This is a genomic window from Parviterribacter kavangonensis (assembly GCF_056863335.1).
This window is the reverse complement of record NZ_JBXPJA010000001.1, coordinates 2,076,448-2,102,700: the sequence shown is the minus strand read 5'-3', so window position 1 is coordinate 2,102,700 and position 26,253 is coordinate 2,076,448. Positions and strand designations below refer to the sequence as shown.

Sequence of the window (26,253 nt, the reverse complement as noted above, 5' to 3'; positions counted from 1 at the left end):
TCCGGGCACGACTCGCCATACTGCCTGCTCCCCGTGGCCGTCGCCTCGCAGCAGCTCTCGCACGTCTACCCCCGCGGCTCGTTCCTCGACGAGCGCGGGCGCCTGCACGTGGGCGGCTGCGACGTCATCGAGCTGGCCCGCGAGTTCGGCACGCCCGCCTACGTGGTCGCCGAGGACGACCTGCGCTGGCGCGCCCGCGAGTTCAAGGGCGCGTTCGAGGCGCTGCACGAGCGCAGCGAGCTCGTGTTCGCCACGAAGGCGTTCCCCTGCACCGCGGTGCTGCGGCTCTTCGCCGAGGAGGGCCTGGGCTGCGACGTTGCGAGCGGCGGCGAGCTGGCGCTGGCGCTGCGCGCGGGAGTCGACCCGGCGCGGATCCACCTGCACGGCAACGCCAAGAGCGACGAGGAGCTGCGCCAGGCGATCGACGCCGGCATCGGCGATGTCGTCATCGACAACTTCGACGACATCGAGAAGCTCGAGCGGCTCGTCGACGGCACGCAGACCGTGCAGATCCGCATCACGCCGGACGTCGCCGGCGACACGCACGCGGCGATCTCGACGGGCCAGGCCGACTCGAAGTTCGGGTTCGGGCTCGACGACGCCCGCGACGCCATCGCGCGCATCGAGCGCTCACAGAAGCTCGACTTGACCGGTCTGCACGCCCACATCGGCTCGCAGCTGCTCGCGCTGCAGCCGTTCCGTCTCGCCGTCGCCGCGATGGCGTCGCTCGGCCACTTCACGACGGTCAACCTCGGCGGCGGGCTCGGCGTCGCGTACACGCGCGAGCAGGAGCCGCCTCGCATCGCCGACTACGCCCGCGCGAAGGTCGAGGCGGCGCAGGAGCACTTCGGCACCGACGTGACGATCATGGACGAGCCCGGCCGCGCGCTCGTCGGCAACGGCTGCGTGACGCTCTACACGGTGCAGTCGGTCAAGCGGAACGTCTCGACGTGGGTGGGTGTCGACGGCGGGATGTCCGACAACCTGCGGCCGATGCTGTACGGCGCCCGCTACGAGGCCGAGATCGCCGACCGCTTCGGCCACGGCACGCACTGCCACCTCGTCGGCAAGCACTGCGAGTCCGGCGACGTGCTCATCGGCGGCGCCGACCTGCGCGACCCGGCGCCCGGCGACGTCGTCGTCACGCCCGCGACGGGCGGCTACGGGCATTCGATGGCCAACAACTACAACGGCCAGCCGCGCCCGCCGGTGATCTTCTGCTCGGACGGCGACGCCCGCGTGGTCGTGCGCCGCGAGACGTACGACGACCTGCTCGCCCGCGATGTCGACTGAGACCTTCCGCATCGGCCTGCTCGGCCACGGGACCGTCGGCAGCGCGTTCGCCGAGCTGCTGCCGTCGCGCGCGGACAACATCGCCGCGATCACCGGCATGCGCCCGGAGGTCGTCGGGGTCCTCACGCGATCGCGCGGCTCGTTCGACGAGATCCTCGAGAGCTCCGACCTCGTCGTCGAGGTCATGGGCGGCATCGATCCGGCGCGCGACTACGTGCTGCGGGCGATGCGCGCCGGCAAGCACGTCGTCACGGCGAACAAGCAGCTGCTGAGCCAGTACGGCGAGGAGCTGTGGGGCGTCGCGCGCGAGCACGGCGTGCAGCTGCGCTTCGAGGCGGCGGTCGCCGGCGTCGTGCCGGTCATCCGCGTGCTGCAGGAGTCGCTCGCCGCCGCGCGGGTGGAGCGGGTCCACGGCATCGTCAACGGGACGACGAACTACATCCTCACCCAGATGGCCGCGACCGGCGCGTCGTACGCCGACGCGCTCGCCGACGCACAGCGCCTCGGGTACGCCGAGGCCGACCCGACCGACGACGTCACGGGGCGCGACGCGGCGGCGAAGATGGCGATCCTCGCGCGCCTGGCGTTCGACACGCCCGTGCACCTCGACCAGGTGCCGTACGAGGGGATCGAGCACATCACCGCCGACGACCTCGCCTACGCACGCTCGCTCGGCCTGGGGCTGAAGCTCATCGGCACGGCGGAGCGGGTCAACGGCAAGCTCAGCGTCCGCGTGCACCCGGCGTTCCTCTACGCCGGCCACCCGCTGGCCTCGGTCCACGGGCCGTACAACGCGGTGACCGTCGAGTCGGACGCGATCACCGAGATCACGATGTCCGGCCCCGGCGCGGGCGGCCCGCAGACCGCGAGCGCCGTGCTCGGCGACGTCATCAGCGCGATGATCCCGCCCGCGTCGACGCCCGAGACGACCGACAGCCTGCAGATCGCCGAGGACGTGGAGTCCGCGTTCTACCTGCACCTCGAGGTGGCCGACCGCCCCGGCGTGCTCGCCCAGGTCGCCCAGATCCTGGGCCTGCAGGGCGCGTCGATCAAGTCGGTCGTGCAGAGCGGGCTGGGGGAGAAGGCCCGCCTCGTGATGGTCGTCCACCCGCTCCTCGAGTCGCGCTTCTTCGCCGCCCGCGACCTCATCGCCCGCCTCGACTTCGTCCGCAGCGCGCCGCGGTCGATCCGGGTGATCGAGGAGGAGTTCCTCTAGACCCCCTCACCGGGTACCCGTCCTGCACCGATGCGTGCGCGCCGGGTCCTCGCCGCCGTCGTGATCGCCGCCCTCGCGGCGCCGGCGGCCACGCGCGCCGCCGACGAGACGACGCAGGTGCTGGTCGACGTCGCGCACACGAACGCCGTGCCCGACAGCCCGCTGCGCCCGCCGCTCGCGCTGCGCTGGCGGTCCGGCGCGGGATCCGTCTGGTCGAACGTGCTGGTGAGCGGCGGGCGCGTCTTGTACGTCGCGCGGGGCGCGGACTTCCAGCCGGTCCTGACCGCGCTCTCGACGGCGGACGGGCACGTCCTCTGGTCCAAGCCGATGCGCACGGCGGCCGTGGCGCTCGACGGTGGTCGGCTCTTCGTGCTCACGCCGGTGCGCGACGACTACCCGAGCGACGTGCGCGCGGTGGCGCTCGATCCCGCGACCGGCGCCGAGCTGTGGCACCGCGACCTGCCCGCGTCCTACGGCCCCGGCTCGGGGCCGGTCGCCGCGGGCGGCCAGCTGTTCTTCCTCGGCAACGCGCCGGGGACGCTGCTCTACGGCCTGCGCGCCTCCGACGGGGCGTCGCTGTGGCCGGCGAAGGACATCACGAGCGGGTCGGGCAGCACGCCCGCGTTGGACGGCTCGACGCTGTACGTGTCGGTCGCGGGTCAGCAGACCTACGCGATCGACCGCGCGACGGGGGCGGAGCGCTGGCACAGCGCCGGGTGCTGCACGGGCGGCGGCGGCGACACGCCCGCGCTGGCGGCCGGCCGGCTCTTCGCGTACGAGCAGCTCATCCACGACGCGGGCTCGGGCGCGGTGCTCGGGAACTGGCGCGGCGCGGTGGTGCCGACGCTCGTGGGCGACGGCGGCGTGCAGTGGGGCGAGTACAAGCTGCGCGCCTTCGGCCCGGCGTACGAGACGACGCGCTGGACGTTCAACCCGCCGGACGGGTACGTCCTCGGGCGGCCGCTCGTCGCCGGGCCGTTCGTCTACACGTCGGTCAGCGACTGGCAGTACAACGCCCGCGACGTCGTCGCGCTGTCTCTTGCCGACGGCTCCCCCGCGTGGTGCGTGCGACTCGACCTGCCGCCCGACACGCCGTCGGACTTCTCGGTGGCGCCGGTCGCGGCCGGCGAAGGCCTGCTCCTCGTCAACGCGGGCGGCGGCCTCGCGGCGTTCGAGAACGGCGGCAGCGGGTCGACGTGCTCGGCGACGTCCCCTGCGCCGGTGGCGCCGCCCACGGCGACGGCCCCGTCGACCACGACGCCGCCTCCGGTGGTCGCCGGGCCCACGTTGACCCTCCGGGCCGGGCGGCGGACGCTCGAGATCGGGAAGCGGACGCGGCTGAGCGGGACGCTGAGCGGGCTGCCCTCGGTGGTGGGGCGGACCGTGCGCATCGAGGCCGATCCGTGGCCGTTCGACGATCGCTGGCGCGCGGCGGAGAAGCTGGTGACGCGTGCGGGCGGGCGGTTCGCCGCGTGGCTGAAGCCGAAGCGCAACATCCGTGTCCGGGCGGTGCTCGTCCGCGACCCCGCGGTGGCCAGCGCGCCAGTGGACGTCTTCGCCGACTTCCCACTCGATGTCCGCGTGCTCGGCGCTCGCGGGCCCCGACCCCGGCTGCGGGTGACGATCGGCGCGCCGCGGACCGCGGCGGTGCGCAAGCGGGTCGTCCACGCCTACCTGGCGCGCGGGTCCGCGACGACGTGGCGCAAGGTCGACGGGCGGCGCTGGCAGGTGCAGCGCCGGCGGTTCGCCCGGGTGACGCTGCGTTATCCGCGTGGACGGCTGGGCCGCCGCGACCACTGGCTCGTCTGCACCCGCGAGACGGTGCCCGACGCGTTCGGGCGGCCGGCCGCGCTCGAGCCGCGCTGCGGCGCGCGGACGTTGCCACGCGGCCGCTGACCGCCGCTCGCGTAGGCTGCACCGCCGTGCCCGGCCTCATCGACCGCTTCCGCGACCGCCTGCCCTTCGACGAAGGGGACCCGATCGTCACCCTGGGCGAGGGCTCGACGCCGCTCGTGCACGCGCCGCACCTGTCCGAGCGCGTCGGGGCGGAGGTGTGGCTGAAGCTCGAGGGGGCGAACCCGACCGGGTCGTTCAAGGACCGCGGGATGACGAGCGCGGTGTCGGCCGCCGTGCGCGAGGGCGCGAAGGCGGTCATCTGCGCGTCGACGGGGAACACCGCCGCGTCGGCGGCCGCCTACGCCGCGAAGGCGGGGCTGACCGGCGCCGTCATCGTGCCCGAGGGGAAGATCGCGACCGGCAAGCTCGCCCAGGCGCTCATGCACGGCGCGCGCGTCATCGCGCTGCGCGGCAACTTCGACCAGGCGCTCGACCTGGTGCGCGAGCTCGTCACCCGGCACCCGATCGCGCTCGTCAACAGCGTCAACGAATTCCGGCTCGAGGGCCAGAAGACCGCGGCGTTCGAGCTGATCGAGGACCTCGGCGGCGGCGGGCCCCACGTGCTCTGCATCCCCGTCGGCAACGCGGGCAACGTGACCGCGTACTGGAAGGGGTTCGTCGAGGCGGGCGCCTCGCCGCGGCTCTTCGGCTTCCAGGCCGCGGGCGCGGCGCCGCTCGTGCATGGGCAGCGCGTCGAGAAGCCCGAGACGGTCGCGTCGGCGATCCGCATCGGCAACCCGGCGCGCTGGGAGGAGGCGATGGCGGCGATGACCGAGTCGCGCGGCCAGATCCGCGCGGTCACCGACGACCAGATCCTCGACGCGTACCGCTTCCTCGCCGCGCGCGAGGGGATCTTCTGCGAGCCCGCGTCGGCCGCATCCGTCGCCGGGCTGCTCGCCTACGGCGCCGACGGCGCCGAGCGCGTCGCCTGCGTGCTCACCGGCCACGGCCTGAAGGACCCCCAGACGGCGCTCGACCGCGCCGGCGCGGTGGTGCCCTGCGAGCCGGAGATCGCGGCGGTGGAGAGGGCCGTCCTCGGGTGACCCCCTCTCGATCGAAGATCGCGGCGGCGGAGAGGGCCGTCGTCGGGTGACACCCTCCCGATCGAAGATCGCGGCGGAGAGGGCCGTCGCCGGCTGATGCAGCGCCGGCGGCTCGTCCGGGTCCCCGCGTCTTCGGCCAACCTCGGCCCGGGGTTCGACGCCTTCGCGGCGGCGCTCGCGCTCCATCTCGAGGTCGAGGTGGAGGAGACCGGGGCGTTCGCCGTCGAGACCGAGCTCGACGTCCCGCGCGACCGCTCGAACCTCATCGTCCGCTCGTTCGAGCGGCTCCACCCGGCCGACGGCTTCACGTTCCGCGTCTCGTCGCAGATACCGCTCAACGGCGGGCTGGGCTCGAGCGCGTCGGCGATCGTCGCCGGCTTGGTGGCCGCCGACCACCTCTTCGAGCTCGACGCCGACCTCCTCGCGCTCGCCACCGAGATCGAGGGGCATCCGGACAACGTCGGCGCCGCGCTGTGCGGCGGGATCGTCGTCTGCGCCGATGGCCAGGCCGTGCGCGTCGACCCGCCGCCGGAGCTCGAGGCGGTCGTCGTCGTGCCGCACGAGCCCGTCCGCACCGAGGCCGCGCGCGCCGCGCTGCCCGCCGAGGTCCCGATGGGGGAGGCGGTGTTCAACGTCGCCCACGGCGCGCTGCTCATGCTCGGCCTCGCGCGCGGCGACTGGACGCTGCTGAGCCGCGGCCTCGCCGACCGCCTGCACCAGCCGCGCCGCGCGCACCTGTACCCGCGCTCGATGGAGCTCGTCCACCGGGCGACGGAGCTCGGCGCGCTCGGCGCCTCGATCTCGGGCGCCGGCCCGACCGTCCTGCTGTGGTCGCACTACGAGCGGACCGGCGGCCTCATGACCGCCGTCCGCCGCGAGTGCGAAGGCTGGGCGGACGTCGTGCGCGCACCGTTCGAGCCGATGGGCGCCGACGTCCGCGAGCTCTGAGCTCGCCTAGAGCTTCGGGCTCTTGCGCTTCTTCTTGTCGTTGGGCCGGCAGGTCCGGTACTTGCGGGTGCCGACCTGCTTCTTGCCGGACTTCGTCCGGGCGATGATCTTCACCACGTAGGTGCCCTTCGGCAGGCCGGTCAGCTTGACGGGAGCGGTGAGCCGCTTCCCCTTGATGACCTTGACCTGGCTGCCGTTGACGAGCACCTTCGCGCTCACCACCGGGTCCGCCTTGTGCGAGACGATCCGGATGTTGAACGAGCGCTTCGACTTGCAGCCGCACGACCGGTACGTCTGCGTCAGGGTCTTGCGCTTGAAGCCGCTGCCCGGCTTGTAGTCGACGACCGCCTTGAGCTTGTGCTTCTTGGTGTCGGTCAGCGACGGGCTGACGTCGAAGGTGAACTGGCCCTTCTTGTTGGCCACCTTCTGCGTCTTGCGCTTCTTGCCGTCGACGTAGAACGTCACCTTGGCGATCGAGCGGCCCTTGATGGCCACGCGGCGCTTGGTGTCGAGGCAGCCCTTGAGGGTGCGGGTGAACTTCGTCGTCGTGTCGACGACGCCGGTGTTCGTGCTCGAGCCCGTGCCCGTGGGCGTCCCGCCGGTGGTCGTCGTGCCGCCGTTGTTGGTCGTGTCGCCGCCGCCGGTGTTGTCACCGCCGCCGCCGGTGTTGTCGCCGCCACCGCCGGGACCCGCGGGCGCGGCCTTGAACGTCGCGCTGGCGGTGGAGGCCTGCGAGAAGACCTGCGTGGCCCCGGCCGTGCCGGCCGCGCTCACCTGGTTGGCGTAGGTGCCGAGCGGCGTGAAGCCGCCGGCCGCCGCCGTCTGCGAGCACGTCCACGTCCAGATGTCGCCGGCGTCGAAGCTGCCGTCGAGATCTGGCGTGGTGCCGTCGGCCTTCGTGCGCCGCGCGGGCGCCTTGAGCGTGCCGTCGGTGTCGTTGATCGAGCAGCCCGGCGTCTTCGTGGTGCCGGCGCTCGGCCCGCCCGCGTCCGGGTCGCTCGTGCCCACGTCGGAGAGCGCGAGGTTCGTCAGCGTCGCCGTGCCGGTGTTCGTCACCGCGATCTCGTAGAAGAGCGGCTGCGTCGCGTCGACGCCCGTCACGGGCCCGGCGGTGTACGGACCCGCCAGCGAGGTCGCGACCTTCTTGGCGACGGACAGCGAGGTCGTCGCTGCGTCGATGAACGTCGTCGTCGACGAGTCGCTCGCTGTGACGGTCGGCGTCTTGTCCGCATCCGCCACGCCGCTGAACGACGCGGTGTTCACGTAGCTCGAGCCCACGGCCGGATCCGGCGAGATCGCCTTGTCGCAGGTCCACGTCCACTGGTCGCCCGGATCGAACGTCGCCGGCGTCGCGTCGGCGTCGCCGTCCGAGTCGCGCTTGCCGCCGGCCTTCGGAGCGAGGTTGTCGCAGCCGGGATCGGCCATGGCCGGGCTCTTCAGCTCGACCGTGCCGGAGTTCGTCGCGGTGATCTCGTAGTAGAGGTGCGGCGATGCGGTCCCGGTCGACGTGTCGTTGGTGAACGGACCCGCCGCCGAGGTGGAGACCTTCTTGACGACCGTCGCCGAGCAGTTGCCCGTTGCCGGGATCTCCTTCGGCGCGACGTAGTCGTCCATCGACGCGGTGCCGGAGCTCGAGACGCGCGAGTGCATGAAGACGGAGCCGTAGGAGAAGCACCGCTGCGCCCCGCCGGCGCCGCCGAGCAGCTCGGTGAGGTTCAGGCCGACCTCGCCGAACGCGTTGGCGGCGATCGGGTCGCTGAAGCCGGCGAGGTAGCCGGGGTTGGCGAGCGCTCCGACGCCGGCGCGCCCGACTGCCGCGCCGGCCTTGAGCGCCGTGATGTTGGTGCAGTCGTCGCTGCCGCCGAGCTTCGTCCCGGTGGCGACGCCGTTTGCGTCGACCTGGTACCAGCCCGCGCCGCCGACCGACTTCCACTTGCAGATCCGGACCGAGCTGAGCTGGTCGTCGAACAGCACCAGGAGGTCGTCGTCCGAGCGGTTCGGGACCTTCTTGCCGAGACGCAGGACCGGCTGAAGCTTGTTGAGCTCGATGCTCATGTTGTTCGTGCCGTTCGTGCCGACACGCTCGAACGCGGCGTAGATGAAGACGTCGTTGCGACCCTTCGCCGCGTTCGGGACGAGGTCGCGGGCGAAGACGCCGGCGCGGAAGTCGTTGTTGGTGCCCGGGTTCGTGGTGAACGTCCACGTGTTCGGGTCCTGGTCCTCCTTCGTGCCGCCCGAGAGGGAGTCGTCGCTGGCGCCCGTGCCGTCGGTCAGCGTGACCTCGTACGGGACGGTGGCGTCCGAGGACGCCGTGCCCTGAACGTTCGACCAGTCCAGATGGCCCGAGCCGGCGACGAGATCGCCGTCTCCTGCCTCGAAGCAGCTGGGAGCGAGGGCGGTGCCCGTGCAGGGGGAGGAGCCCGACGCGACGGTCTGGCTGAGCGTGATGGCGGCGATGAGGAGGCCCAGAACGAGCCCTGACGCGCGCAGTCTCCGGGAGCGCATGCAGTTAGGGTCGGACATCGGTCCAACTTCTTCCACCGTCCATTCGTCCAGAGACCCCCACATCGGGCTCAAGTTCGGCCAGTCGAGCGGGAGCCGCCGGACTGGCTGCAGCGGTGGCGGCCGGCGTCGTCCTACGCCTGATCTGGGCGGGCGACATGGAGTACAAGGGCGACGAGGCCTACCTCTTCGAGCAGGCGACGGGCCCGGATCCCTGGCCCTGGACGGGGCAGACGTCGGGCGTCGGGACGCCCAACCCGGGCATGGGCATCTGGGTCTACTCCGTCCTCGCGCGGGCGATCGGGCTCGACGACCCGGTGTCGATGGTGCGCGGGGTCATGGTCCTCAACGCGCTGGCGGTGCTCGGCCTCGCCGCGTTCGCGCGGCGCGTGGTGCCCCGTGCGCAGCGCGAACCCTGGCTCTGGGCGACGGCCCTGCTCGCCGTCAACCCGCTCGCGATCCTCTTCAGCCGCAAGATCTGGATCCAGTCGGTCCTGCCGCCGTTCGTCCTCGCCGTCCTCGTCGCGTGGTGGTTCCGCACCCGGGCCGCCGCCGCGTTCGCCTGGGGGCTCGGCGGGGCGTGGCTCGGGCAGATCCACATGAGCGGGTTCTTCTTCGCCGCCGGGCTCGCGGGCTGGACGGCGCTCGCGGATCGCGGCGCCGTGCGCTGGCGCTGGTGGCTCGCCGGCTCCCTCCTCGGGGCCCTGACCCTCATCCCGTGGCTCGACGACGCGCTCGGCGACTCCCATCCGGCCGAGCGCAGCATCGCGAACACGCTCTCGCTCGGGTTCTGGCGGCTGTGGCTCACGTACCCGCTCGGCGTCGACCTCGTCGAGTCCGCCGGCTCCGACCTCGGCGCCTTCCTCGCGGCGCCGCGGATCGGCGGCGTCGAGACCCACCTCGTCGGCGTGACGTTCGCGGCGATCCTCGTCCTCGGCATCGCGCTCGCGGTCGAGGCGATCGCGATCGCGGTCTGGCCGCGGGTCCGGGCCCGGACCTTCCCGCTCGGCGGCGCCCGCGCGCCGAGCACGCTGGCGGTGCGGGGCGCTCTGTGGGGATACGGCATCCTCCTGACCCTCAGTGGCTTCCTCGTCTACCGCCACTACCTCATCGTCGCCTTCGTCCTGCCGTTCCTCGGGCTGGCGGCGGCCGCGCTGCTGCGGCCCGCGTTCGGGCGCCGCGTCCTCGTCGCGCTCGTGGTCGCGCAGGCCATCCTGTCGGTCTCGTTCCTCGCGTGGATCCACGCGCACGGCGGTGCGCCGGGGGGCGACTACGGCGTGAGCTATGGCGAGCAGCGCTGACGTCGCGCCGCAGGTCGCGCTGCGCCGGGCGGCCCGCAACGTGCTCACGGTGATCGCGTTCGCCGTCGTGCCGCTGCTGCTGTGGGCGCTCGCGTACCGGGGCGCGATCGACCGCGGCGCGGTCGCCGTCGACTACGACACGTACTGGCGCGACAGCAAGGCGCTGCTCGACGGGGCGGCGCGCTCGAGCGACTACCCGCCGCTCGCCGCCGTCCTCCTCGCGCCGCTGGCGATCCTGCCGCTCGGCGTGGCCGAGGTCGTCGCGACGATCCTCAGCCTCGTCTGCGCGGTCGCCACGCTGTGGGTGCTCGGGGTTCGCGATTGGCGCTGCTACGGAGCCGCGGCGCTGTGGTCGCCCGTGTACTCGGGCTTCCAGACCGCCAACGTCTCGCTCGCGCTGGCGCTCGGCGTGGCGGTGCTCTGGCGCCGCCGCGACTCGGAGCCCGTGGCGGCGGCCGTGACCGCGCTGACCGTCGCCGTCAAGCTCTTCCTCTGGCCGCTCGGCGTGTGGCTCGCCGCGACGCGGCGCTGGCGGGCGGCCGCGCTGACCGCCGTGGCCGCCCTGGTTGCCACCGCCGCCGCATGGGTGCTCGTCGACGTCGGCTCGGTCGGCGCGTTCGTCGACGCGCTGCAGGGCGCCATCGACCAGTACCGCGACAAGGCCTACACGCTGTCCGCGCTCGTCGCGGACCTCGGCGGCCCGGACGCGCTCGGGACGGCGCTGGTGTGGGGCGCAGGCGGCGCGCTGCTCGTCGCCGCGGCGGTCAACGGCTGGCGCGGCCGCGACGCCACGTCGCTGGTCCTCGTGCTCGGCGCCGCGCTCGTCGTGTCGCCGATCGTGTGGACGCACTTCCTCGTCGTGCTGCTCGTGCCCGTCGCCGTGCTGCACCGGACGCTGCACTGGACGTGGGTGCTGCCGGGCGTCCTGTGGCTCTGCCCCCCGGTCGACGGCAGCGCGGGGCAGAAGGCGCTCGTGCTCGCCATCCTCGGCGTGATGGTCGCCGCGCTCGCGGCGACCGCGATGCAGCGCGAGTCGCGTCAGCGGTAGGGCGGAGGCTGCGTGGTGCGGCGGGCCACGATCAGGTCCTTGCCACGGAACACCGGACGCGTCTGGCGCTGGCGCAGGAGCGCGTTCGTCGCCTCCTCGTGGCCGTTCGAGTCGAGGATCACGAGCTCGTAGCCGCGGACGGCCCGGTCGAAGTCGGGGCCGACGGTCGAGAGGTCGGACAGCGCCCGCAGCTGGCGCTTGCTCAGCAGCTCGAGGCGCGTGTCGTACGCGATCCGGCCGGCCAGCTGCGGCTCGTGCCACAGCAGCCAGTCGCCGAAGCGGCCGTCGGGGAAGATGACCAGGCGCGGGTCGCGGGCGGCGGCATCGGCGATGACGGGCAGCGCGCGCAGGTCGTAGCCCTGCTCGAACCACGACGCGGGCTTGAGGGCCACGGCGGCGGTCGCGATGACCAGGCACGCCGCGGAGGCGGCGGAGATCGCGAGGTTGAGCTGGCGCCGGCGGGGCGCCGGGTCCCGGCGGGCGAGCCCGTGCGCCATGACCGGCGGCAGGATCATGAGCGCGGCGGTGGCGAACCACACGACGTTGCGGACGGTGCTGATGCTCGCCGCCGCGAGCGCGAGCAGGACGAGCTGCTCGAACACGCCGGCGTGGGCACGGGCCCGGCCGAGCAGCCACATCGACCAGAACGCGAGCGCGAAGAACGGCACGGCGACGGGCGTCACCGTCGTGACGGGCCGCCACTCGCTGATGACCTCGCGGAACGTGTCGTTCGTCAGCGTGCCGCGGTAGTAGTCGAGCACGTCCAGTCCGTATGGCGTGATCAGGACGCAGACGAGCGGCAGCAGGCAGAAGGCGACGGGCCGCAGCAGCGCGCGCGGCGTGCGCTCGCCGGCGAGCAGCCGGCGGCCCAGCAGCACGAGCCCGTAGAGGCCCACGACCCCCATGCCGTGGACGACCGCGCCGTGGAGGTTCGCCCACAGCACGAGCAGCGGGAAGACGAGCCACGTCCGGCGCCGGCGCCCGTCGGGATCGGCGAGCAGCAGCCAGAGGACCGCGACGAAGAGGGGATAGGAGAAGCCCTGCGTGCGGATCTCGATGCCGACCGCGATGAACAGGAACGCGGCGATCGGCAGCAGCCAGATGACGTGCCGCTCCGTGCCGCCGCGAAGCCGCGCCGCCGCCAGCGCCGCGGCGAGGGCGCCGACGCAGAGCAGCAGGTAGAAGATCGAGACCAGTGCGAGGCCGCCGAGCTGGTGGAGCCCGTAGAAGATCAGCTGCGAGAGCCACTGCTGGTCGATCCAGTCGACGCCCTGCGCGTAGACGGTGAGGGGGTCCACGTCGGGGATCCCGTGGTGCGCGACCTCGCGCCCGCCGACGAGCGCCAGCCAGCCGTCCTGGTTGAGGTGGCGGTGCGATTGGCTGAGGATCACCGCGGCGACCGCGGTCACGCCGGCGACCAGCAGAGCGTGCTCCTCGAGCCACGGCACCAGCCGCGCTCGCGCGGTCGCGAGCACCCCCGGCGCCGGTCTCGTGGAGGCGTTCATCGCGCGGAGCGTAGGGACCGGCGACGGGCGCGTCGAGCAATCGGTGAAGCGTTGGCGGACGACTGGGGATGTTCCTCCTCAAGTTGACGCTCCTTCGCGTACCCAGCTTTGTGATCCGCGTCGAACATGTGTCCAAAAGCCCACGAAAAGGCTACAGACCGAAAATTGGGCACTTGATTTACGGTCCCGATGTTGCCGATAGTCGCCGTGCACCCAAACAGCGAGGCCGGCAGGTCGGCTCGCGTCACAGGAGGACTCAGAGCCGCCATGCTCGCTCTCTTCGTTGCACTTCAGAACACGGTCACGAACGCTCTCCGCCGGGAGGAGGGTCAGGGTCTGACGGAGTACTCCCTGATCCTGGTTTTCGTGGCCATCGTCGCGATCCTCGCGCTCACGCTGCTCGGCGGCCGGATCACGTCGGTCATCTCGAAGGTCGCCAACTCGATCACCTGATCTTGGGCCGGTGTGGGGGCGTCCGCCGCAACGCCCCCACACCTGGTCGGATCGCTCACCCCCCAGAAGGACGTCTCTCATGCTCGCTCTCTTCGTTGCACTTCAGAACACGGTCACGAACGCTCTCCGCCGGGAGGAGGGCCAGGGTCTGACGGAGTACTCGCTGATCCTCGTGTTCGTCGCGGTGGTCGCGATCCTCGCGCTGACGCTGCTCGGCGGCCGGATCACGTCGGTCATCTCGAAGGTCGCCAACTCGATCACCTGATCTTGGGCCGGTGTGGGGGCGTCCGCCGCAACGCCCCCACGCCTGGTCGGATCGCTCACCCCCCAGAAGGACGTCTCTCATGCTTGCTCTCTTCGTCGCCCTCCAGAACCGACTCACCGCCGCTTTCGACGATGAGCAGGGCCAGGGTCTCACCGAGTACTCGCTGATCCTCGTGTTCGTCGCGGTGGTTGCGATCCTCGCGCTCACGCTGCTCGGTGGCCAGATCACGTCCGTGATCTCCAAGGTCGCCAACTCCATCACCTGATAGACACGCGACCGGAGCGCGCTGTGGAGCAGGTACGCCGGCACAAGGCCCGACGCGAGTCGGGCCAAGCCCTCGTCGAAATGGCGCTGGTGCTCCCTGTCCTGGTTGCGCTGATCTTCGGGATCGTCGACCTGTCCAAGGCGTACAACTACTGGAACGACACCCAGCAGTTGGCCAACATGGGCGCGCGGTACGCCGCGGTCGGCCAGAACCCGACGTCGGTCCCCGGTCAGTCGCTGTCGGAGTACATCCGCCAGCAGGCCGACACGAGCGAGCTCAAGAACGGGGTCTCGAGCGGCTCTGGCTCCCAGGGCTCGCTCAAGGTCTGCATCACCGCGGACAGCGGGCCGCAGGTTGGCAAGCCGGTGAAGGTCGTCGTCCGGTCCGACTACAAGTTCATGAGCATCCCCGGCCTTGGTGGCATCACCCGGCCGATGAGCGGGACGGCGACGATGCGCCTCGAAGCCATCCCGCCCGCGGGCATGCTCACGGCAGCGTGCCCGTGACGGAGCAGGCACCCTCCCGTCCCGTGAGCCGGCGCTTGGCCGGCCGCGAGCGAGGCAGCGTCCTCGTGATCGTCGCGGGCGCGATGCCCGTCCTGGTCGTGCTCGCCGTGTTCGCCGTCGACATGGCGAACTGGTTCGTGCACAAGCGCCACCTCCAGACGCAGGCTGACGCGGCCGCGCTCGCGGCGATCAACGAGCTGCATGCCGTCGACTGCACGCCCGCCGTGGACAACGGCGTGACGAACATGGCGAAGATCTACGCCGGGATGATGGTCGACCCGTCGACCGGGCAGCGGTACAACGTCCAGGTCGGCGACCGGCAGAGCAACGTGTTCCTGGCCGGCAACACCGGCGACAAGATCAACCAGCCGACGTACTACCAGCAGTCGAACAAGCCGGATCCGGCTGACAGCGACCTGGGCAGCCCGTGCGAGACGAAGACCGTCGACGTGAAGCTGACGGAGACCGACTTGCCCTGGATGTTCCAGATCGGGTTCGTCAAGTACCTCAACGCCCGCGCACGCGCGGAGCTGAAGACGCGCGTCATCTCGAACGCGGGGATCACCCCGGTAGGGGTCGTGGACCCAACGCCGACGGAGGCCAGGGTCTGGATCGTCGACGAGGGGAAGACGGGCTGCGGCACGGCGGTGACCTCGAGCTGCGTGCTGCGCAACGCGGACGACCCCACGGGCACGACGCCGGCGACCGCTGTTCTCAAGCGCGGCTCCGACCAGAACGGCCTGTCGATGTGGACGAACGACCTCGGCACCCTACGGCCGCTGTTCAGCAAGACGGCCAGCCAGCGGACCAGCGCCGTGATCGCCCTCAGCTCGCGCAAGAGCAAGGACCTCAGCGCTGACCTCACGACCGCCTGCGCGCAGACCTTGGTCGTCTGCTACGAGCAGGGAACGGCTGCCGCGCCCAAGGGCGGCCTCGTCTTCATCCAGACGTACAAGCCGCCGGCCTCGACTGCGACCAACGCGGACATCACCGAGGCGGTGCCGCCGAAGGAGCCGATCGCGCGCGAGATCCGGATGACCAACCCGGCCTCCGCGGGCTGCAACGACCCCGACGTCTCGTTCTCGGCCCCGTGCGGGTCGGGCGCGCGCAAGGTCGACGTGACGGCCAAGGTCGACTTCGGGCCCGACGTCGCCGCTCCAGCGGGCTCGGACACCAAGGGCCGAGGGCTCTTCGCGACCTTCAGCACCACCGCCGGGAACAACGACGCGCCCAACATGGAGTACAAGGGCAACGGCGTCTGGTCGACGACCAGCCCCCTGACCGTGCCGACCGGAACCGGCCCTGCCGAGATCCGCTTCTTCTGGACGATCAGCACGCCGCAGGCCGACGGCGTCAAGATCAGCATCAACGGTGCGAACGCGGTGACGTGCACGACGGGCCAGAACAACAACCCGTGCAAGAACATCGCGCTACGGGACGGCGACGGAGGCGTGGCGGTTCAGCGCACGTTCACGCGCGGAGCGACGAGCAACCCGATCGAGCTGGCGCAGATCGGGCTGAACGGCTCGGACGTCTCGTTCCCTCGGTGCCGCGACGACGCCGCACCCGAGCCCGCCTGCTCGCCCAGCCTCTCGGTGACCATCGGGGTCACCGCCGGCCTGACCAACGACGAGGACATCACGGCTCCTCCGACCCGCCTGCGCGGCCCGACTGTGGGTTCGACGACCGGCACGGTGACCTGCGACCCCACGCAGAGCTCCCAACCGGAGGAGGATCTCGCCAAGGGCTGCCAGCGTCGCTACCGGGTGTTCACCGGGCAGGGGTCGCCGTGGAGCGGCGGCTGCGCCGGGCTGGTGCGGCAGGACTTCGCCGCTGCCGCCGAGCCCTGGCAGTGCGCTGCGGTCGGCACTGGCGCGACACCCCCCCAGATCGGCGCCGGCATCAACCGGCGCGTGTTCTGCGGAGGCGCGGCGTTCCCCCAGAACGGCGGCACGTGCACCGTTCCCAACACCTGCCCGGCGAACCGCCGCAACCAGTGGAAGGATCCGAACACGGGTGTGCTCAGCGGCAAGATCTCGTTGTCGGATCCGCGGGTCGTCGCGCTCTTCGTGGTGCCCTACGGCTCGTTCGACGACAACAAGCCGATCCCGGTGCGCGACTTCGGCTACTTCTACATCACCGGTTGGCAGGGCCAGGGCAACCAGCAGTCGATCAACCCTTGCCAGACGCCCGTCCCGGGCGACACGCTTCACGACGACGACATCGTCCAATCGGGCGAGGTCGTCGGCCACTACTTCAAGGCTCTCGACCCCGTGAACGACGGCGGCGGCGGGAGCGAGCAATGTGACTTCGATGCCTTCAGCGGCTGCGTTGCCGTGCTGACTCGATAAGGAGAACCCGGAATGGAAGCTTCGTCAGGCGGCGGCGGCCGCAAGCCCTTCGGAGGGGGTTCCATGCGCGACGTGATGTCGTCCCGCAACGGCTCGCTCTTCCTCGCCTTCGTCGCGGCGTTGATCGCCGGGATCCTGATCTTCCTCTTCATCGACAACAAGACGAAGGAGGGCGGCGGCGCCGGGACGCAGCGCGTGCTCGTCGCGAAGAGCCTCATCCCCAAGGGCACGTCGGGCGACGTCATCGCGGCGAACCGCCTCGGCGTGGTCACGGCCGTCGACACCGAGCAGGTCAAGGCGGGCGCGGTCAGCGACACGGCGGCGCTGCGCGGCCAGGTCGCGGCGGCCGACATCTACCCGGGCGAGCAGATCACCACCGCCTCGTTCGCGGGGTCGGACACGACGATCCAGGCGCGCCTCACCGGCTACGACCGCGCGATCTCCGTGCCCGTCGACGCCATCCATGGCCTCGTCGGCAACGTCCAGACGGGCGACCGCGTCGACGTGCTCGCGAGCATGGGCGGTGGCGGCGGCGGCTCCAGCGCGGCCGGCGGCATCATCAAGACGCTGGCCACGAACGTGCTGGTGCTGCAGGCGCCCTCCGCCGGTGGCGGCACCGGCGATTCGGGCGGCGGGAACATCATCCTGCGCGCCGACGACGACCAGGTCGGCAAGCTCGCCTGGCTCGCCGACAACGCGCGCGTGTGGATCGTCCTGCGGCCGGGCGCCGGCGCCAAGGACAGCGCGCGCCCGCCGACCACCGGCCTCACCGACGTGCAGCAGTCCGAGATCATCCGGGGGCGTCGCTGATGCGTGGCAACCCCCGGATCCTCCTCGTCCTCGACGAGGGCGTCGACCGCACCTGGGTCGAGTCGCACCTCCCCGACGAGTCGGGCGTCGAGATCGGCGACGTCGTCGACTCGATGAACCGCGGCTGGGAGCGCATCGACGACAAGACCGTCGACGTGCTCGTGCTGGCGATGGACCGCGAGTCCGAGACCGCGCTCGAGCTGGCTCGCGCGTCGGTCGTCGAGCTGCCCGACCGGCCGGTCATCCTGGTCAGCCACGGGCCTGCGAACGGCTACGTCCGTCGCGCGTTCGAGGCGGGCGCCGACGACCTCATCGTGCTCGACGACCCGCAGGACGGCCGCGCGCCCTCCGGCGACCTGGCCTTCGCGGTCCAGAAGGCGATCGCCCGGCGGGCCATGCCGATCGATCCCCGCGATCGCCCGCTCGCCACGATGGTGTGCGTGCTGGGCCCGAAGGGCGGCATCGGCAAGACGCTGACGTCGTGCAACCTGGCCGTCTCGCTGGCGGAGAGCGACGCGCGCGTTGCGCTCGTCGACCTCGACCTGCAGTTCGGCGACCTCGGGCTCTCGCTCGGCCTGGCGCCGGTCAAGACGAGCTTCGACCTCGCGACGTCGGGCGGGTCGCTCGACTCGGAGAAGATCGAGGCGTACATGGCGACCCACTCCTCGGGCGTCCACGTGCTGCTCGCGCCGAGCCGTCCCGACCAGGCGGGTGCGATCACGGTCTCGTTCCTCCAGGACCTCTACACGCTCCTGCGCGCGCACTACGACTACGTGATCGTCGACACGCCGCCCGGGTTCACGCCCGAGGTCATCGCGACGATCGACGCGTCGTCGCACGTCTGCATGGTGGGCATGCTCGACGCCCTGTCGCTGAAGAACACGCGGCTCGGGCTCGAGACGCTCGAGCTCATGGGCTACGAGCACGAGCGCATCCGCATCGTGCTCAACCGCGCCGACTCGAGCGTCGGCATCACGCACAACGACGTCGTGAAGGTCATCGGCCGGCCGCCGGACGTCCTCGTCCCGAGCCATCGCGACATCACGCGGTCGGTGAACGACGGGACGCCCATCGCGATGTCGAGCAAGCGTTCGGAGGCCGCCAAGGCGTTCCACTCGCTGGCCGACATCTACGCCGCTACCCGGCCCGGCGCCAAGCCGAAGCGCACCGGCCGCGGCCTCCTGATGAGGAGCAGGGGCTGATGGAGCTTCGCGAGCGACTGTCACGGTCGCGGCCCGACGTCGGGGCCGAAGAGCACGACCCGTTCGGCGAGGTCCGCGACCGCGTGCACGCGGCCGTCATCGCCGAGATCGGGCCGCAGCTCTACAACGCGGACACCGACGACGAGACGCTGCACAAGCTCGTCACGACCGACATCCGCCAGCGGCTGGCGACCGAGCGCGGGATCTCCATCGACGACCGCAACCGGCTGGCCGAGGAGATCGCCGACGACACGCTCGGCCACGGCCCGATCGAGCGTCTGCTCAACGACGACACGATCTCCGAGATCATGGTCAACGGGCCGAAGCAGGTCTGGATCGAGCGCGACGGCCGGCTGCATCCGACGAACGTGCGCTTCAGCGACGACGCGCACCTGCGGCGGATCATCAACAAGATCGTCGGCCAGATCGGCCGGCGCATCGACGAGTCCTCGCCGATGGTCGACGCCCGCCTGCCCGACGGCAGCCGCGTGAACGCGATCATCCCGCCGCTGTCCCTCTCGGGCCCGCTGCTGACGATCCGGAAGTTCTCGAAGGAGCGCCTCGACCTCAACGACCTCGTCCGGCTCGGGACGCTGACGCCGGAGTCCAAGGAGTTCCTCGAGTGCTGCCAGCGGGCGGAGCTCAACATGCTCATCTCGGGCGGCACGGGCACCGGCAAGACGACGCTGCTCAACGCGCTCTCGACGGCGATCCCCAACGAGGACCGGATCATCACGATCGAGGACGCCGCGGAGCTCCGGCTCAATCAGGAGCATGTGCTGCGGCTCGAGGCGCGCCCGCCGAACATCGAGCGCGAGGGCGAGATCCCGATCCGCGAGCTGGTGCGCAACGCGCTGCGCATGCGCCCCGACCGGATCATCGTGGGCGAGGTCCGCGGCGCCGAGGCGCTCGACATGCTCCAGGCGATGAACACGGGCCACGACGGGTCCGTCTCGACGGTCCACGCGAACTCGCCGCGCGACGCGCTCAGCCGCGTCGAGACCATGGTGCTCATGGCCGGGTTCGACCTGCCGGTCCGGGCCATCCGCCAGCAGATGGCCTCGGCGCTCGACCTCCTGGTCCACATCGACCGCATGCCCGACGGCTCGCGCAAGGTGACCGCCGTGACGGAGGTCCAGCGCATGGAGGCGGACGTCGTGACGCTGCAGGACCTCTTCGACCTCAAGGCGAACGGCTCGCACGTCCAGCTGAAGCAGACGGGCCTGCGCCCGACGTTCCTGCACAAGTTCGAGCGGCGGGACGTCCGGCTGCCGGCCTGGATGACCGCGGGGCATTCCGGCCTGGGCGCCAACGAGTACGCGGCGGGGCGGCTGCGGTGAGAAGGGCGATCGCGCTGGCGGGCGCGGTGCTGCTGCTTCTCCTCGCCGCCACATCGGCGTCCGCGGAGGGCCCCCGGCTGTCGCCGGTGGGCGGCGCCGAGTTCCCCGACCGAACCTTCCTGCTGACGCTGCCCGAGCGCGCGTCGCTCTCGCCCGAGCGGGTGCGCCTGCGCGAGAACGCCGACGTCGTCCAGGATCTGAGGATCGTCCCCGGCTCCAAGGTCGGCCAGCGCCAGTTCGGCACCGTCCTCGTGATCGACGCGAGCCGGTCGATGCACGGCAAGGCGATCGAGGGTGCGGTCGAGGCCGCGCGGACGTTCGCCGAGCAGCGCAACCCCGAGCAGCCGCTGGGCATCGTCGTCTTCAACGAGCAGCCCGTCGTCACGCTGCCGCTGACCACTGACGGCGCGCAGATCCGGACCGCCCTCGCGAGCACGCCGACGCTCGCCCGCGGGACGAACATCTACGACGCGACCGACGCGGCGCTCGGCATGCTCGAGCAGGGCGGCATCCGCGCCGGCTCGGTCATCGTCCTCTCGGACGGCGCCGACACGGGCAGCCGCGCGACGCTGGAGCAGGTCGCCAAGGAGGCGGACCGCACGCCGGCCCGCATCTACACCGTCGGGCTCCGCACCCGCGCGTACAGCTCCTCGACGCTCAAGGAGCTGGCCGGCGCGACGGGCGGCAGCTACACGGAGGCGACGTCGAGCGACCGGCTGCGCGAGATCTACCGCCGCATCGGCGCCGAGCTCTCGAACCAGTACGTGCTGCAGTACCGGTCCAACGCCTCGCTTGGCGACGAGGTCCGCGTCGCCGTCCGCGTCGAGGGCGTCCCGGGCGTCGCGCAGGCCACGTACCGCACGAAGCCCCTCTCGGAGGCGCCGGCCGCCCGCGACGAGGAAGCGGACTTCTTCAACTCGACACGCGGGGCGCTTGTCATCAGCGTCGTCGCGGCGCTGCTGCTCGGCATCGGCATCCTGGTCGCGCTGGCGCCGAACCGCAGTGTCCGGTCGCGCATCGACCGGTACATCACCGTGCCGGACCAGCACGACGAGAAGGCGTGGAGCGCGGCGCTCGTGTCGCGCGTCATCGGCGAGAACGCGCGCCAGCAGCGAACCGGCTTCTGGGCGCAGCTGACCGAGGACTTCGCGCTGGCCGGCATCCGGATGACGCCGGAGACGGCGGTGTTCTGGGTGCTGGTCGCGACGTTCCTGCTCGGCTGGCTGCTCGTCGCCGGCACCGGTTCCGCCGCCGCCGGCGTGCTCGCGCTGCTGCTGCCGGTCGGCGGCCTGCTGCTCGTGCGCGTCCGCGTCGACCGCCAGCGGGCGCTCTTCGGCGAGCAGCTGCCGGACAACCTCCAGGTGATCGCCTCCGCCATGCGAGCCGGGCACACGTTCGTGGGCGCCATGAACGTCGTCCTCGACGACACCCAGGAGCCGTCGCGCCGCGAGTTCCGGCGGATCCTGACCGATGAGCAGCTCGGCGTGCCGCTGCCGGAGGCGATGCGCCGCGTCGCCGAGCGGATGAAGAGCGTCGACTTCGAGCGCGTGGCGCTCATCACGACGCTCCAGCGCGAGACCGGCGGCAACACCGCCGAGGTCATGGACAGCCTGACCGAGACGATCAACGAGCGCGTGCAGGTGCGGCGCACGATCCGCACGCTGACCGCCCAGGGGCGGCTCACGCGGTGGATCGTGTCGGCGCTTCCGCCCGTCCTGCTCGTCGTCGTCACCCTGATCAACCCCGACTACATGAACCCGCTCTACACCACCACCGCCGGGATCCTGCTGCTCGTCGCGGCCGCGATCCTGCTCGTGGTCGGGTCGCTCATCATCAAGCGCATCGTGGAGATCGACGTATGAGGTGCCCGCGATGACCTTCGTGTTCCTGCTGGCGCTGCTGCTCGTCGGCGTCTCGGTCGTGCTCGTCGCGCGGGCCATGGCGGCGCCGCGCACGCGTGCGGCGGCCCGCCTCGGCGAGATCGAGGCCTACGGCTTCGGGGCCGACCAGATCATGCCGGGGCTTCCGACCCCGGATGCGCACCCGGGCGGCCTCGGCGAGCTCGTGCGCCGCCTCGGCGACCTCGTCGGCCGGCGCTTCGGCGGCATCCGCGAGAGCGACCTGCGCAACGAGCTCATGGCCGCGGGCATGTACCGCACGTCGACCGGCACGCTGCTGGGCTGGCGGGTGCTCTCGGGCTTCGGGCTCGGGCTGCTGACCTTCCTGGCGGCCACGGATCGCGGCGGTCCCTACTACCTGCTCGTGGTCCTGGCGGCCGGCTGCGGCTGGATGTTCCCGCTCGCCTACGTCCGCCGCCGCGCGCGGGCGCGGCACGACCGCATCGACCGCGAGCTGCCCGACCTCATCGACCTGATCGTGGTCACGGTCGAGGCGGGACTGAGCTTCACGGCGTCGCTGCGCGTCGCCGCGCGCGAGATGAGCGGCCCGCTGGCCGAGGAGCTGCGCTTCACCCTGCAGGAGCAGGCGATGGGACGCTCCACCAACGAGGCGCTCGCGAACCTGCTCATCCGCAGCGACACGCCGGCCATGCGCTCGTTCGTGCGGTCGGTCATCCAGGGCGAGACGCTCGGCGTCTCGACCGGCACGATCATGCGCAACCTCGCCAGCGAGATGCGCAAGCGCCGCCGTCAGCGCGCGGAGGAGAAGGCGCAGAAGGCGCCGATCAAGATCCTCTTCCCGCTGATCTTCCTGATCTTCCCGGTCATCTTCATCGTCCTCCTGTCGCCGTCGATCTGGCAGATCAAGGACGCCTTCAGCTGAGCCCGCCGGTGGTCAGCGTGGCCGGGCGGTCCGGCGACCGGCCGCCAACGGTCGTGTGCGAGCGCTGCCTGCTCGCGACGACGCCGTGGCGCCGGCTGCGCGGCCTCCTGGGCCGGCGCGAGCTGCCGCCGGGCGAGGGCATCGTGATCCGGCCGTCGAACTCGATCCACATGTTCTTCATGCGGTTCGCGATCGACGCCGTGTTCCTCGACGCCGACGACGTCGTGCTCGACGTCGCCCCGTCGGTTCGGCCGTGGCGCATCGCCGCCCGCAAGGGCGCCAAGTCGGTGCTCGAGCTGGCCGACGGCGAGGCGTCGCGGCGCGGCATCTCGGCCGGCATGCGGCTCAGCTTCGAGGGCGGTGCCGCGTGACGGCGACATCGGTGCCGGCCCGCGACCTCAGCGCCGGCCGGCGGCCGGTCACCCTCGCGGTCGCGGTCCTCGCCGCGGCTGCCGTGCTGATCGACCTGGGCTTCTCGGACCGTGGGATCGCCGGCGCGCTCCTGGCGGCGGTGCTCGTCGTGCTGGCCGCGATCGACCTCGACCAGCGGATCATCCCGAACGTCATCGTGCTGCCGGCGACGCTCGGCTTCCTGGTCCTCAACATCGCGCTGTCGCCGGAGGACGCGCTCGAGTACGTCATCGCTTCGATCGGCGCGGCGCTGTTCCTCGCGCTGCCGCTGATCCTGGTTCGCGGTGGCCTCGGCATGGGCGACATCAAGCTCGGGCTGATGCTCGGCGCCGCGCTGGGCGCGACGGTCATCGACGCGCTGTTCTACGCCGCGTGCGCCGGCGCCGTCTACGCGCTGTGGCTCGTGCTGCGTCATCGCGGCGCCGCGAAGGGGATGACGATGGCCTACGGGCCGTTCCTCGCGATCGGCGGGATCATCGCCGTCTTCACCGGCCACCATCTCGGCGCCAGCTGATAGAAACGCCTGCATGGCCATGAGCGTCGTGAAGCAGCTCCTCGTCGTCGACGACGACACCCGGCTCGTGCTGGTGGAGGGCGCGGTGGACACGGTGACCGCTCCCGAGCTCAACCAGACGATCGACGAGCTCGTCGACAGCGGCGTGCGCCACGTGGTGCTCGACCTGTCGGCCGTCGAGTTCATGGACTCCTCGGGCCTCGTCGTGCTGGTCACGGCCGCGAACCGGCTGCGGAAGCTCACGGGCGACCTGCGCGTGGCCGCGCCGTCCGAGCAGGTCCAGCGGCTCATCGGGCTCACGCGGATGGAGTCCGTGTTCGGGGTCTACGCGACCCGCGGCGAAGCGCTCGGGCAGCAGCCGGCCAGCTAGCGCCGGACCGTGACCCGCGTCCCGATCGGGACGCGCTTCATCAGCTTCACGAGGTCCGCGTGGCGGACGCGCACGCACCCCGAGCTCGACGCCGCGCCGACGCCGTCGTCGGGCGAGCCGTGCATCGCGACGCGGTCGCCGCCGTACCAGCCCTGTGGCAGGTAGTGCTGGCGGGCCGTGAGGGCCAGCGCGCAACAGCCGTAGACCGAGCCGGCGGGCATCGCGAGGCGGTCCGTCACGGCGTAGCGGCCGAGCGGCGTGGGGGAGGAGGCGCGGCCGACGCTCACCGGGAACTTCAGGACCGTCCGGCCGTACTTGCGCAGCCACGCCGTGCGGGCGGAGCGGTCGATGACGATCGTGTAGGGCTCGCGGACGAGGCGGATGTCGCGGAAGCGGATCCAGCCGACGCGGCCGTTCGGGCGCGACTCGTGCAGGACGCCGAGCCAGCCGGGGCGCGAGACGACGACCGAGAGGACCTGCGGGCCGCCGTAGGCGGTCTTCGTCGCGATCCGCGCGATCGGCCGCCGCGCACCCGGCAGCGCGTAGATCGTGGTCCGGCGCATGACGTGGGCGCCGACGTGCCGGCCGGCGTCCACCACCTGCCGGACGCCGCTGCTGTCGATCGCGTAGCGCAGGTGGACCGGCCGCAGGGCGGTGCCGAGCGCGTCGGCGCTCACCCCGGCACCCAACCCCGCGAGCGCGATGGCCGCGGTGCCGACGACGGCCCTGCGCATCGGACGCCTCTACGCGGCGGCGCGCAGCGATCCGAGTCGCCGCCGCGCGTCCTGCATGCCCAGCCGGGCGAGGACCTCGTCGGCCAGCGACACGTAGTCCTCGCCGAGGTCGGCGCGGTGATCGAGGATCGACAGCGCGCGCTCCGCCGACTCGGCGTACGCGATCGACTGCCGGATGGTCGTGTCGAAGAGCTTGTCGCCGAACTCGCCCTTGAGCGCCGTGTAGGCGTCGCGGGAGTGGACGGTGCGCATGTCGGCGATGTTGAACACGACCCCGAGCCAGTTCAGGTCCGGGTTGAGGCTGTCCTTGGCGAGGTCGATGACCTCGAGCGCCTGCTCGACGCCCTGCATCGCGAAGTACTGGGCCTCGGCGGTCAGCAGCGCGTGGTCGGCGGCGACCAGGGCGTTGACGGTGAGCAGGCCGAGCGTCGGCGGGCAGTCGAGGAGGATGACGTCGTAGTCGCGCTTGACGTCCTTCAGCGCGCGCTTGAGCGTCAGCTCGCGGCCCATCTTGCCCGCGAGCGCCAGCTCGGCCTCCGCCAGCGACAGGTTGGCGGGCAGGACGTCGTCGTGGATCGCCTGCTTGCCCTTCGCGCGGCCCGCGAGGACGTCGCCGACGGTCGGCGAGGCCTCCGGATCGATGTCGAAGTAGTCGCTGAGGTTGCCCTGGGGATCGAGATCGATCGCGAGCACGCGCAGGTCGATGCGGCGCAGGACGTCGGTCAGCGTCCGCACCGTCGTTGTCTTGCCCGTTCCCCCCTTCTGGGAGAGGACTGCGATCGTCTCGGCCACGGGCCCCGAAAGGTAGCGAGGTCCGTGGCGGGGGGATCAGGTGGTCGCTTCGAGCGTCGGGCCGGTCAGCCCGGCCGCGGTGCCGGCGACGTCGAGGAACGCCAGGCGGTAGCGGCCGACGACGATCTCGTCGCCGTCGCGCAGCTCGCGCCACTCGACGCGCTCCCCGTTGACGAACACGCCGTTCAGCGAGCGGTCGTCGAGGACGCGCACGCCGTCGGCCTGCCGGACGATGAGCGCGTGGCGGCGGCTGACGGTCGGGTCGTCGAAGCGGACGTCGGCGGCCAGGCTGCGGCCCACGCGGGTCCACTCGCGCTGGAGCTCGATCGTCTCGGTGCGGCCGTCGCGCTCGAACACGAGGAACTGGCCGGTGGTGCCGATGGTGCGGCGCGCCTCGTCGAGCCAGGCGGAACGCTCCTCGGGGGTGGGCTGACGGGCCGTCGTGCCGCGGGCGAACCGCGGCCCGCTGAAGAGCGAAGCGCGCGCGAAGCTGCGGCTGCCGCAGCCGGGGCACTGCGGAAGCGCGTCCTCAGCGGCGAGCGTCACGACGTATCCGCACTCCTCACAGCGGAACGAGCCCGTTCCGGCAAGCGTGCCAGACGTCAACGACTCCATGGTCCCTCTCATGCTCCTTCCGACGCCGGCGCGTCTTCGGTGCCTCCCCTTCGTGACGATACCAGCGGCCCCCCGCCGGTTGGAAGGGCTCA

Annotated in this window: 25 protein-coding genes; 20 read left to right on the top strand and 5 right to left on the bottom strand. The window is 71.8% G+C overall.

The features are described 5' to 3' along the window. The first annotated feature begins 33 nt into the window (after positions 1-33). The 5 genes from lysA to thrB all read left to right on the top strand — a co-directional run bounded on the left by lysA (position 34) and on the right by thrB (position 6,396). On the top strand, positions 34-1,293 hold the full coding sequence (gene lysA / locus AC1UE4_RS10775; protein WP_482917228.1) for a diaminopimelate decarboxylase: 1,260 nt from the start codon (positions 34-36) through the stop codon (positions 1,291-1,293). Beyond that, positions 1,283-2,509, top strand: coding sequence for a homoserine dehydrogenase (locus AC1UE4_RS10770; protein WP_482917227.1), 1,227 nt, complete (start codon positions 1,283-1,285; stop codon positions 2,507-2,509). Before lysA ends, AC1UE4_RS10770 begins: the two co-directional genes overlap by 11 nt. Positions 2,510-2,539: 30 nt before the next feature. Continuing rightward, positions 2,540-4,405, top strand: a complete 1,866-nt coding sequence (locus tag AC1UE4_RS10765) for an outer membrane protein assembly factor BamB family protein (RefSeq protein ID WP_482917226.1) — start codon at positions 2,540-2,542, stop codon at positions 4,403-4,405. A 26-nt stretch (positions 4,406-4,431) separates the two neighbouring features. After that, on the top strand, positions 4,432-5,448 hold the full coding sequence (thrC, locus tag AC1UE4_RS10760) for a threonine synthase (protein WP_482917225.1): 1,017 nt from the start codon (positions 4,432-4,434) through the stop codon (positions 5,446-5,448). A 96-nt stretch (positions 5,449-5,544) separates the two neighbouring features. Next, complete coding sequence (gene thrB, locus AC1UE4_RS10755) at positions 5,545-6,396, top strand: homoserine kinase (RefSeq protein ID WP_482917224.1); 852 nt, start codon at positions 5,545-5,547, stop codon at positions 6,394-6,396. Positions 6,397-6,402: 6 nt separating this feature from the next. Here thrB and AC1UE4_RS10750 read toward each other — a convergent pair whose 3' ends face one another. Then, positions 6,403-8,901 carry a hypothetical protein gene (locus tag AC1UE4_RS10750; RefSeq protein ID WP_482917223.1) on the bottom strand — a complete coding sequence of 833 codons (2,499 nt, stop codon included), beginning with the start codon at positions 8,899-8,901 and terminating at the stop codon, positions 6,403-6,405. A gap of 113 nt (positions 8,902-9,014) precedes the next feature. Between AC1UE4_RS10750 and AC1UE4_RS10745 the strand changes: the two genes are divergently transcribed. Both AC1UE4_RS10745 and AC1UE4_RS10740 read left to right on the top strand, forming a co-directional pair. Further along, positions 9,015-10,199 (top strand): hypothetical protein, encoded by a 1,185-nt coding sequence (locus tag AC1UE4_RS10745; protein WP_482917222.1) that lies wholly within the window; start codon positions 9,015-9,017, stop codon positions 10,197-10,199. Then, a complete protein-coding gene (locus AC1UE4_RS10740; RefSeq protein WP_482917221.1) occupies positions 10,183-11,247 on the top strand; it encodes a glycosyltransferase 87 family protein in 1,065 nt (354 codons plus the stop codon). Before AC1UE4_RS10745 ends, AC1UE4_RS10740 begins: the two co-directional genes overlap by 17 nt. Here AC1UE4_RS10740 and AC1UE4_RS10735 read toward each other — a convergent pair. Next, positions 11,238-12,752 (bottom strand): Clp protease/crotonase-like domain-containing protein, encoded by a 1,515-nt coding sequence (locus tag AC1UE4_RS10735; RefSeq protein ID WP_482917220.1) that lies wholly within the window; start codon positions 12,750-12,752, stop codon positions 11,238-11,240. The two genes, AC1UE4_RS10740 and AC1UE4_RS10735, sit on opposite strands and share 10 nt — an antisense overlap. 267 nt (positions 12,753-13,019) lie before the next feature. Between AC1UE4_RS10735 and AC1UE4_RS10730 the strand changes: the two genes are divergently transcribed. The 13 genes from AC1UE4_RS10730 (at position 13,020) to AC1UE4_RS10670 (ending at position 24,020) form a co-directional block, all read left to right on the top strand. After that, positions 13,020-13,205, top strand: coding sequence for a Flp family type IVb pilin (locus AC1UE4_RS10730; protein WP_482917219.1), 186 nt, complete (start codon positions 13,020-13,022; stop codon positions 13,203-13,205). Positions 13,206-13,284: 79 nt separating this feature from the next. Beyond that, positions 13,285-13,470: a Flp family type IVb pilin gene (locus AC1UE4_RS10725; protein ID WP_482917218.1), complete on the top strand. Its 186-nt coding sequence runs from the start codon at positions 13,285-13,287 to the stop codon at positions 13,468-13,470. A 79-nt stretch (positions 13,471-13,549) separates the two neighbouring features. After that, positions 13,550-13,735: a Flp family type IVb pilin gene (locus AC1UE4_RS10720; RefSeq protein WP_482917217.1), complete on the top strand. Its 186-nt coding sequence runs from the start codon at positions 13,550-13,552 to the stop codon at positions 13,733-13,735. Positions 13,736-13,758: 23 nt separating this feature from the next. Next, entirely contained in the window at positions 13,759-14,241 is a 483-nt protein-coding gene (locus AC1UE4_RS10715; protein ID WP_482917216.1) for a TadE/TadG family type IV pilus assembly protein, read from the top strand. Positions 14,242-14,264: 23 nt separating this feature from the next. Then, positions 14,265-16,592, top strand: a complete 2,328-nt coding sequence (locus AC1UE4_RS10710; protein ID WP_482917215.1) for a pilus assembly protein TadG-related protein — start codon at positions 14,265-14,267, stop codon at positions 16,590-16,592. A gap of 63 nt (positions 16,593-16,655) precedes the next feature. After that, positions 16,656-17,402, top strand: a complete 747-nt coding sequence (gene cpaB / locus AC1UE4_RS10705; RefSeq protein ID WP_482917214.1) for a Flp pilus assembly protein CpaB — start codon at positions 16,656-16,658, stop codon at positions 17,400-17,402. Next, on the top strand, positions 17,402-18,604 hold the full coding sequence (locus AC1UE4_RS10700) for a CpaE/TadZ family protein (protein WP_482917213.1): 1,203 nt from the start codon (positions 17,402-17,404) through the stop codon (positions 18,602-18,604). Before cpaB ends, AC1UE4_RS10700 begins: the two co-directional genes overlap by 1 nt. Further along, the gene (locus AC1UE4_RS10695) at positions 18,604-19,944 is read left to right on the top strand and encodes a TadA family conjugal transfer-associated ATPase (RefSeq protein ID WP_482917212.1); all 1,341 of its coding nucleotides are present in this window, start codon (positions 18,604-18,606) and stop codon (positions 19,942-19,944) included. Before AC1UE4_RS10700 ends, AC1UE4_RS10695 begins: the two co-directional genes overlap by 1 nt. Then, a complete protein-coding gene (locus AC1UE4_RS10690) occupies positions 19,941-21,806 on the top strand; it encodes a VWA domain-containing protein (RefSeq protein ID WP_482917211.1) in 1,866 nt (621 codons plus the stop codon). Before AC1UE4_RS10695 ends, AC1UE4_RS10690 begins: the two co-directional genes overlap by 4 nt. Positions 21,807-21,816: 10 nt before the next feature. Then, on the top strand, positions 21,817-22,725 hold the full coding sequence (locus AC1UE4_RS10685; protein WP_482917210.1) for a type II secretion system F family protein: 909 nt from the start codon (positions 21,817-21,819) through the stop codon (positions 22,723-22,725). Between the two features lie 8 nt (positions 22,726-22,733). After that, on the top strand, positions 22,734-23,096 hold the full coding sequence (locus AC1UE4_RS10680) for a DUF192 domain-containing protein (protein ID WP_482917209.1): 363 nt from the start codon (positions 22,734-22,736) through the stop codon (positions 23,094-23,096). Beyond that, positions 23,093-23,650 carry a prepilin peptidase gene (locus AC1UE4_RS10675; RefSeq protein ID WP_482917208.1) on the top strand — a complete coding sequence of 186 codons (558 nt, stop codon included), beginning with the start codon at positions 23,093-23,095 and terminating at the stop codon, positions 23,648-23,650. The genes AC1UE4_RS10680 and AC1UE4_RS10675 overlap by 4 nt, the downstream gene beginning before the upstream one ends. Before the next feature lie 13 nt (positions 23,651-23,663). Next, positions 23,664-24,020, top strand: coding sequence for an STAS domain-containing protein (locus tag AC1UE4_RS10670; protein WP_482917207.1), 357 nt, complete (start codon positions 23,664-23,666; stop codon positions 24,018-24,020). Here AC1UE4_RS10670 and AC1UE4_RS10665 read toward each other — a convergent pair. The 3 genes from AC1UE4_RS10665 to AC1UE4_RS10655 are packed head-to-tail and all read right to left on the bottom strand — an operon-like array spanning position 24,017 to position 26,161. Beyond that, positions 24,017-24,754 (bottom strand): L,D-transpeptidase, encoded by a 738-nt coding sequence (locus tag AC1UE4_RS10665; RefSeq protein ID WP_482917206.1) that lies wholly within the window; start codon positions 24,752-24,754, stop codon positions 24,017-24,019. The genes AC1UE4_RS10670 and AC1UE4_RS10665 overlap by 4 nt on opposite strands. A gap of 9 nt (positions 24,755-24,763) precedes the next feature. Beyond that, entirely contained in the window at positions 24,764-25,546 is a 783-nt protein-coding gene (locus AC1UE4_RS10660; RefSeq protein ID WP_482917205.1) for a ParA family protein, read from the bottom strand. 36 nt (positions 25,547-25,582) lie between these two features. Next, positions 25,583-26,161, bottom strand: coding sequence for an FHA domain-containing protein (locus tag AC1UE4_RS10655; RefSeq protein ID WP_482917204.1), 579 nt, complete (start codon positions 26,159-26,161; stop codon positions 25,583-25,585). Between the last annotated feature and the right edge of the window lie 92 nt (positions 26,162-26,253).

Coding starts and splice junctions, on each gene's coding strand:
- AC1UE4_RS10770 (WP_482917227.1), top strand. CDS start 1,283: ATGTCGACTGAGACCTTCCGCATCGGCCTGCTCGGCCACGGGACCGTC.
- AC1UE4_RS10765 (WP_482917226.1), top strand. CDS start 2,540: ATGCGTGCGCGCCGGGTCCTCGCCGCCGTCGTGATCGCCGCCCTCGCG.
- thrB (WP_482917224.1), top strand. CDS start 5,545: ATGCAGCGCCGGCGGCTCGTCCGGGTCCCCGCGTCTTCGGCCAACCTC.
- AC1UE4_RS10750 (WP_482917223.1), bottom strand. CDS start 8,901: ATGCGCTCCCGGAGACTGCGCGCGTCAGGGCTCGTTCTGGGCCTCCTC.
- AC1UE4_RS10740 (WP_482917221.1), top strand. CDS start 10,183: ATGGCGAGCAGCGCTGACGTCGCGCCGCAGGTCGCGCTGCGCCGGGCG.
- AC1UE4_RS10735 (WP_482917220.1), bottom strand. CDS start 12,752: ATGAACGCCTCCACGAGACCGGCGCCGGGGGTGCTCGCGACCGCGCGA.
- AC1UE4_RS10730 (WP_482917219.1), top strand. CDS start 13,020: ATGCTCGCTCTCTTCGTTGCACTTCAGAACACGGTCACGAACGCTCTC.
- AC1UE4_RS10725 (WP_482917218.1), top strand. CDS start 13,285: ATGCTCGCTCTCTTCGTTGCACTTCAGAACACGGTCACGAACGCTCTC.
- AC1UE4_RS10720 (WP_482917217.1), top strand. CDS start 13,550: ATGCTTGCTCTCTTCGTCGCCCTCCAGAACCGACTCACCGCCGCTTTC.
- cpaB (WP_482917214.1), top strand. CDS start 16,656: ATGCGCGACGTGATGTCGTCCCGCAACGGCTCGCTCTTCCTCGCCTTC.
- AC1UE4_RS10700 (WP_482917213.1), top strand. CDS start 17,402: ATGCGTGGCAACCCCCGGATCCTCCTCGTCCTCGACGAGGGCGTCGAC.
- AC1UE4_RS10695 (WP_482917212.1), top strand. CDS start 18,604: ATGGAGCTTCGCGAGCGACTGTCACGGTCGCGGCCCGACGTCGGGGCC.
- AC1UE4_RS10685 (WP_482917210.1), top strand. CDS start 21,817: ATGACCTTCGTGTTCCTGCTGGCGCTGCTGCTCGTCGGCGTCTCGGTC.
- AC1UE4_RS10670 (WP_482917207.1), top strand. CDS start 23,664: ATGGCCATGAGCGTCGTGAAGCAGCTCCTCGTCGTCGACGACGACACC.
- AC1UE4_RS10665 (WP_482917206.1), bottom strand. CDS start 24,754: ATGCGCAGGGCCGTCGTCGGCACCGCGGCCATCGCGCTCGCGGGGTTG.
- AC1UE4_RS10655 (WP_482917204.1), bottom strand. CDS start 26,161: ATGGAGTCGTTGACGTCTGGCACGCTTGCCGGAACGGGCTCGTTCCGC.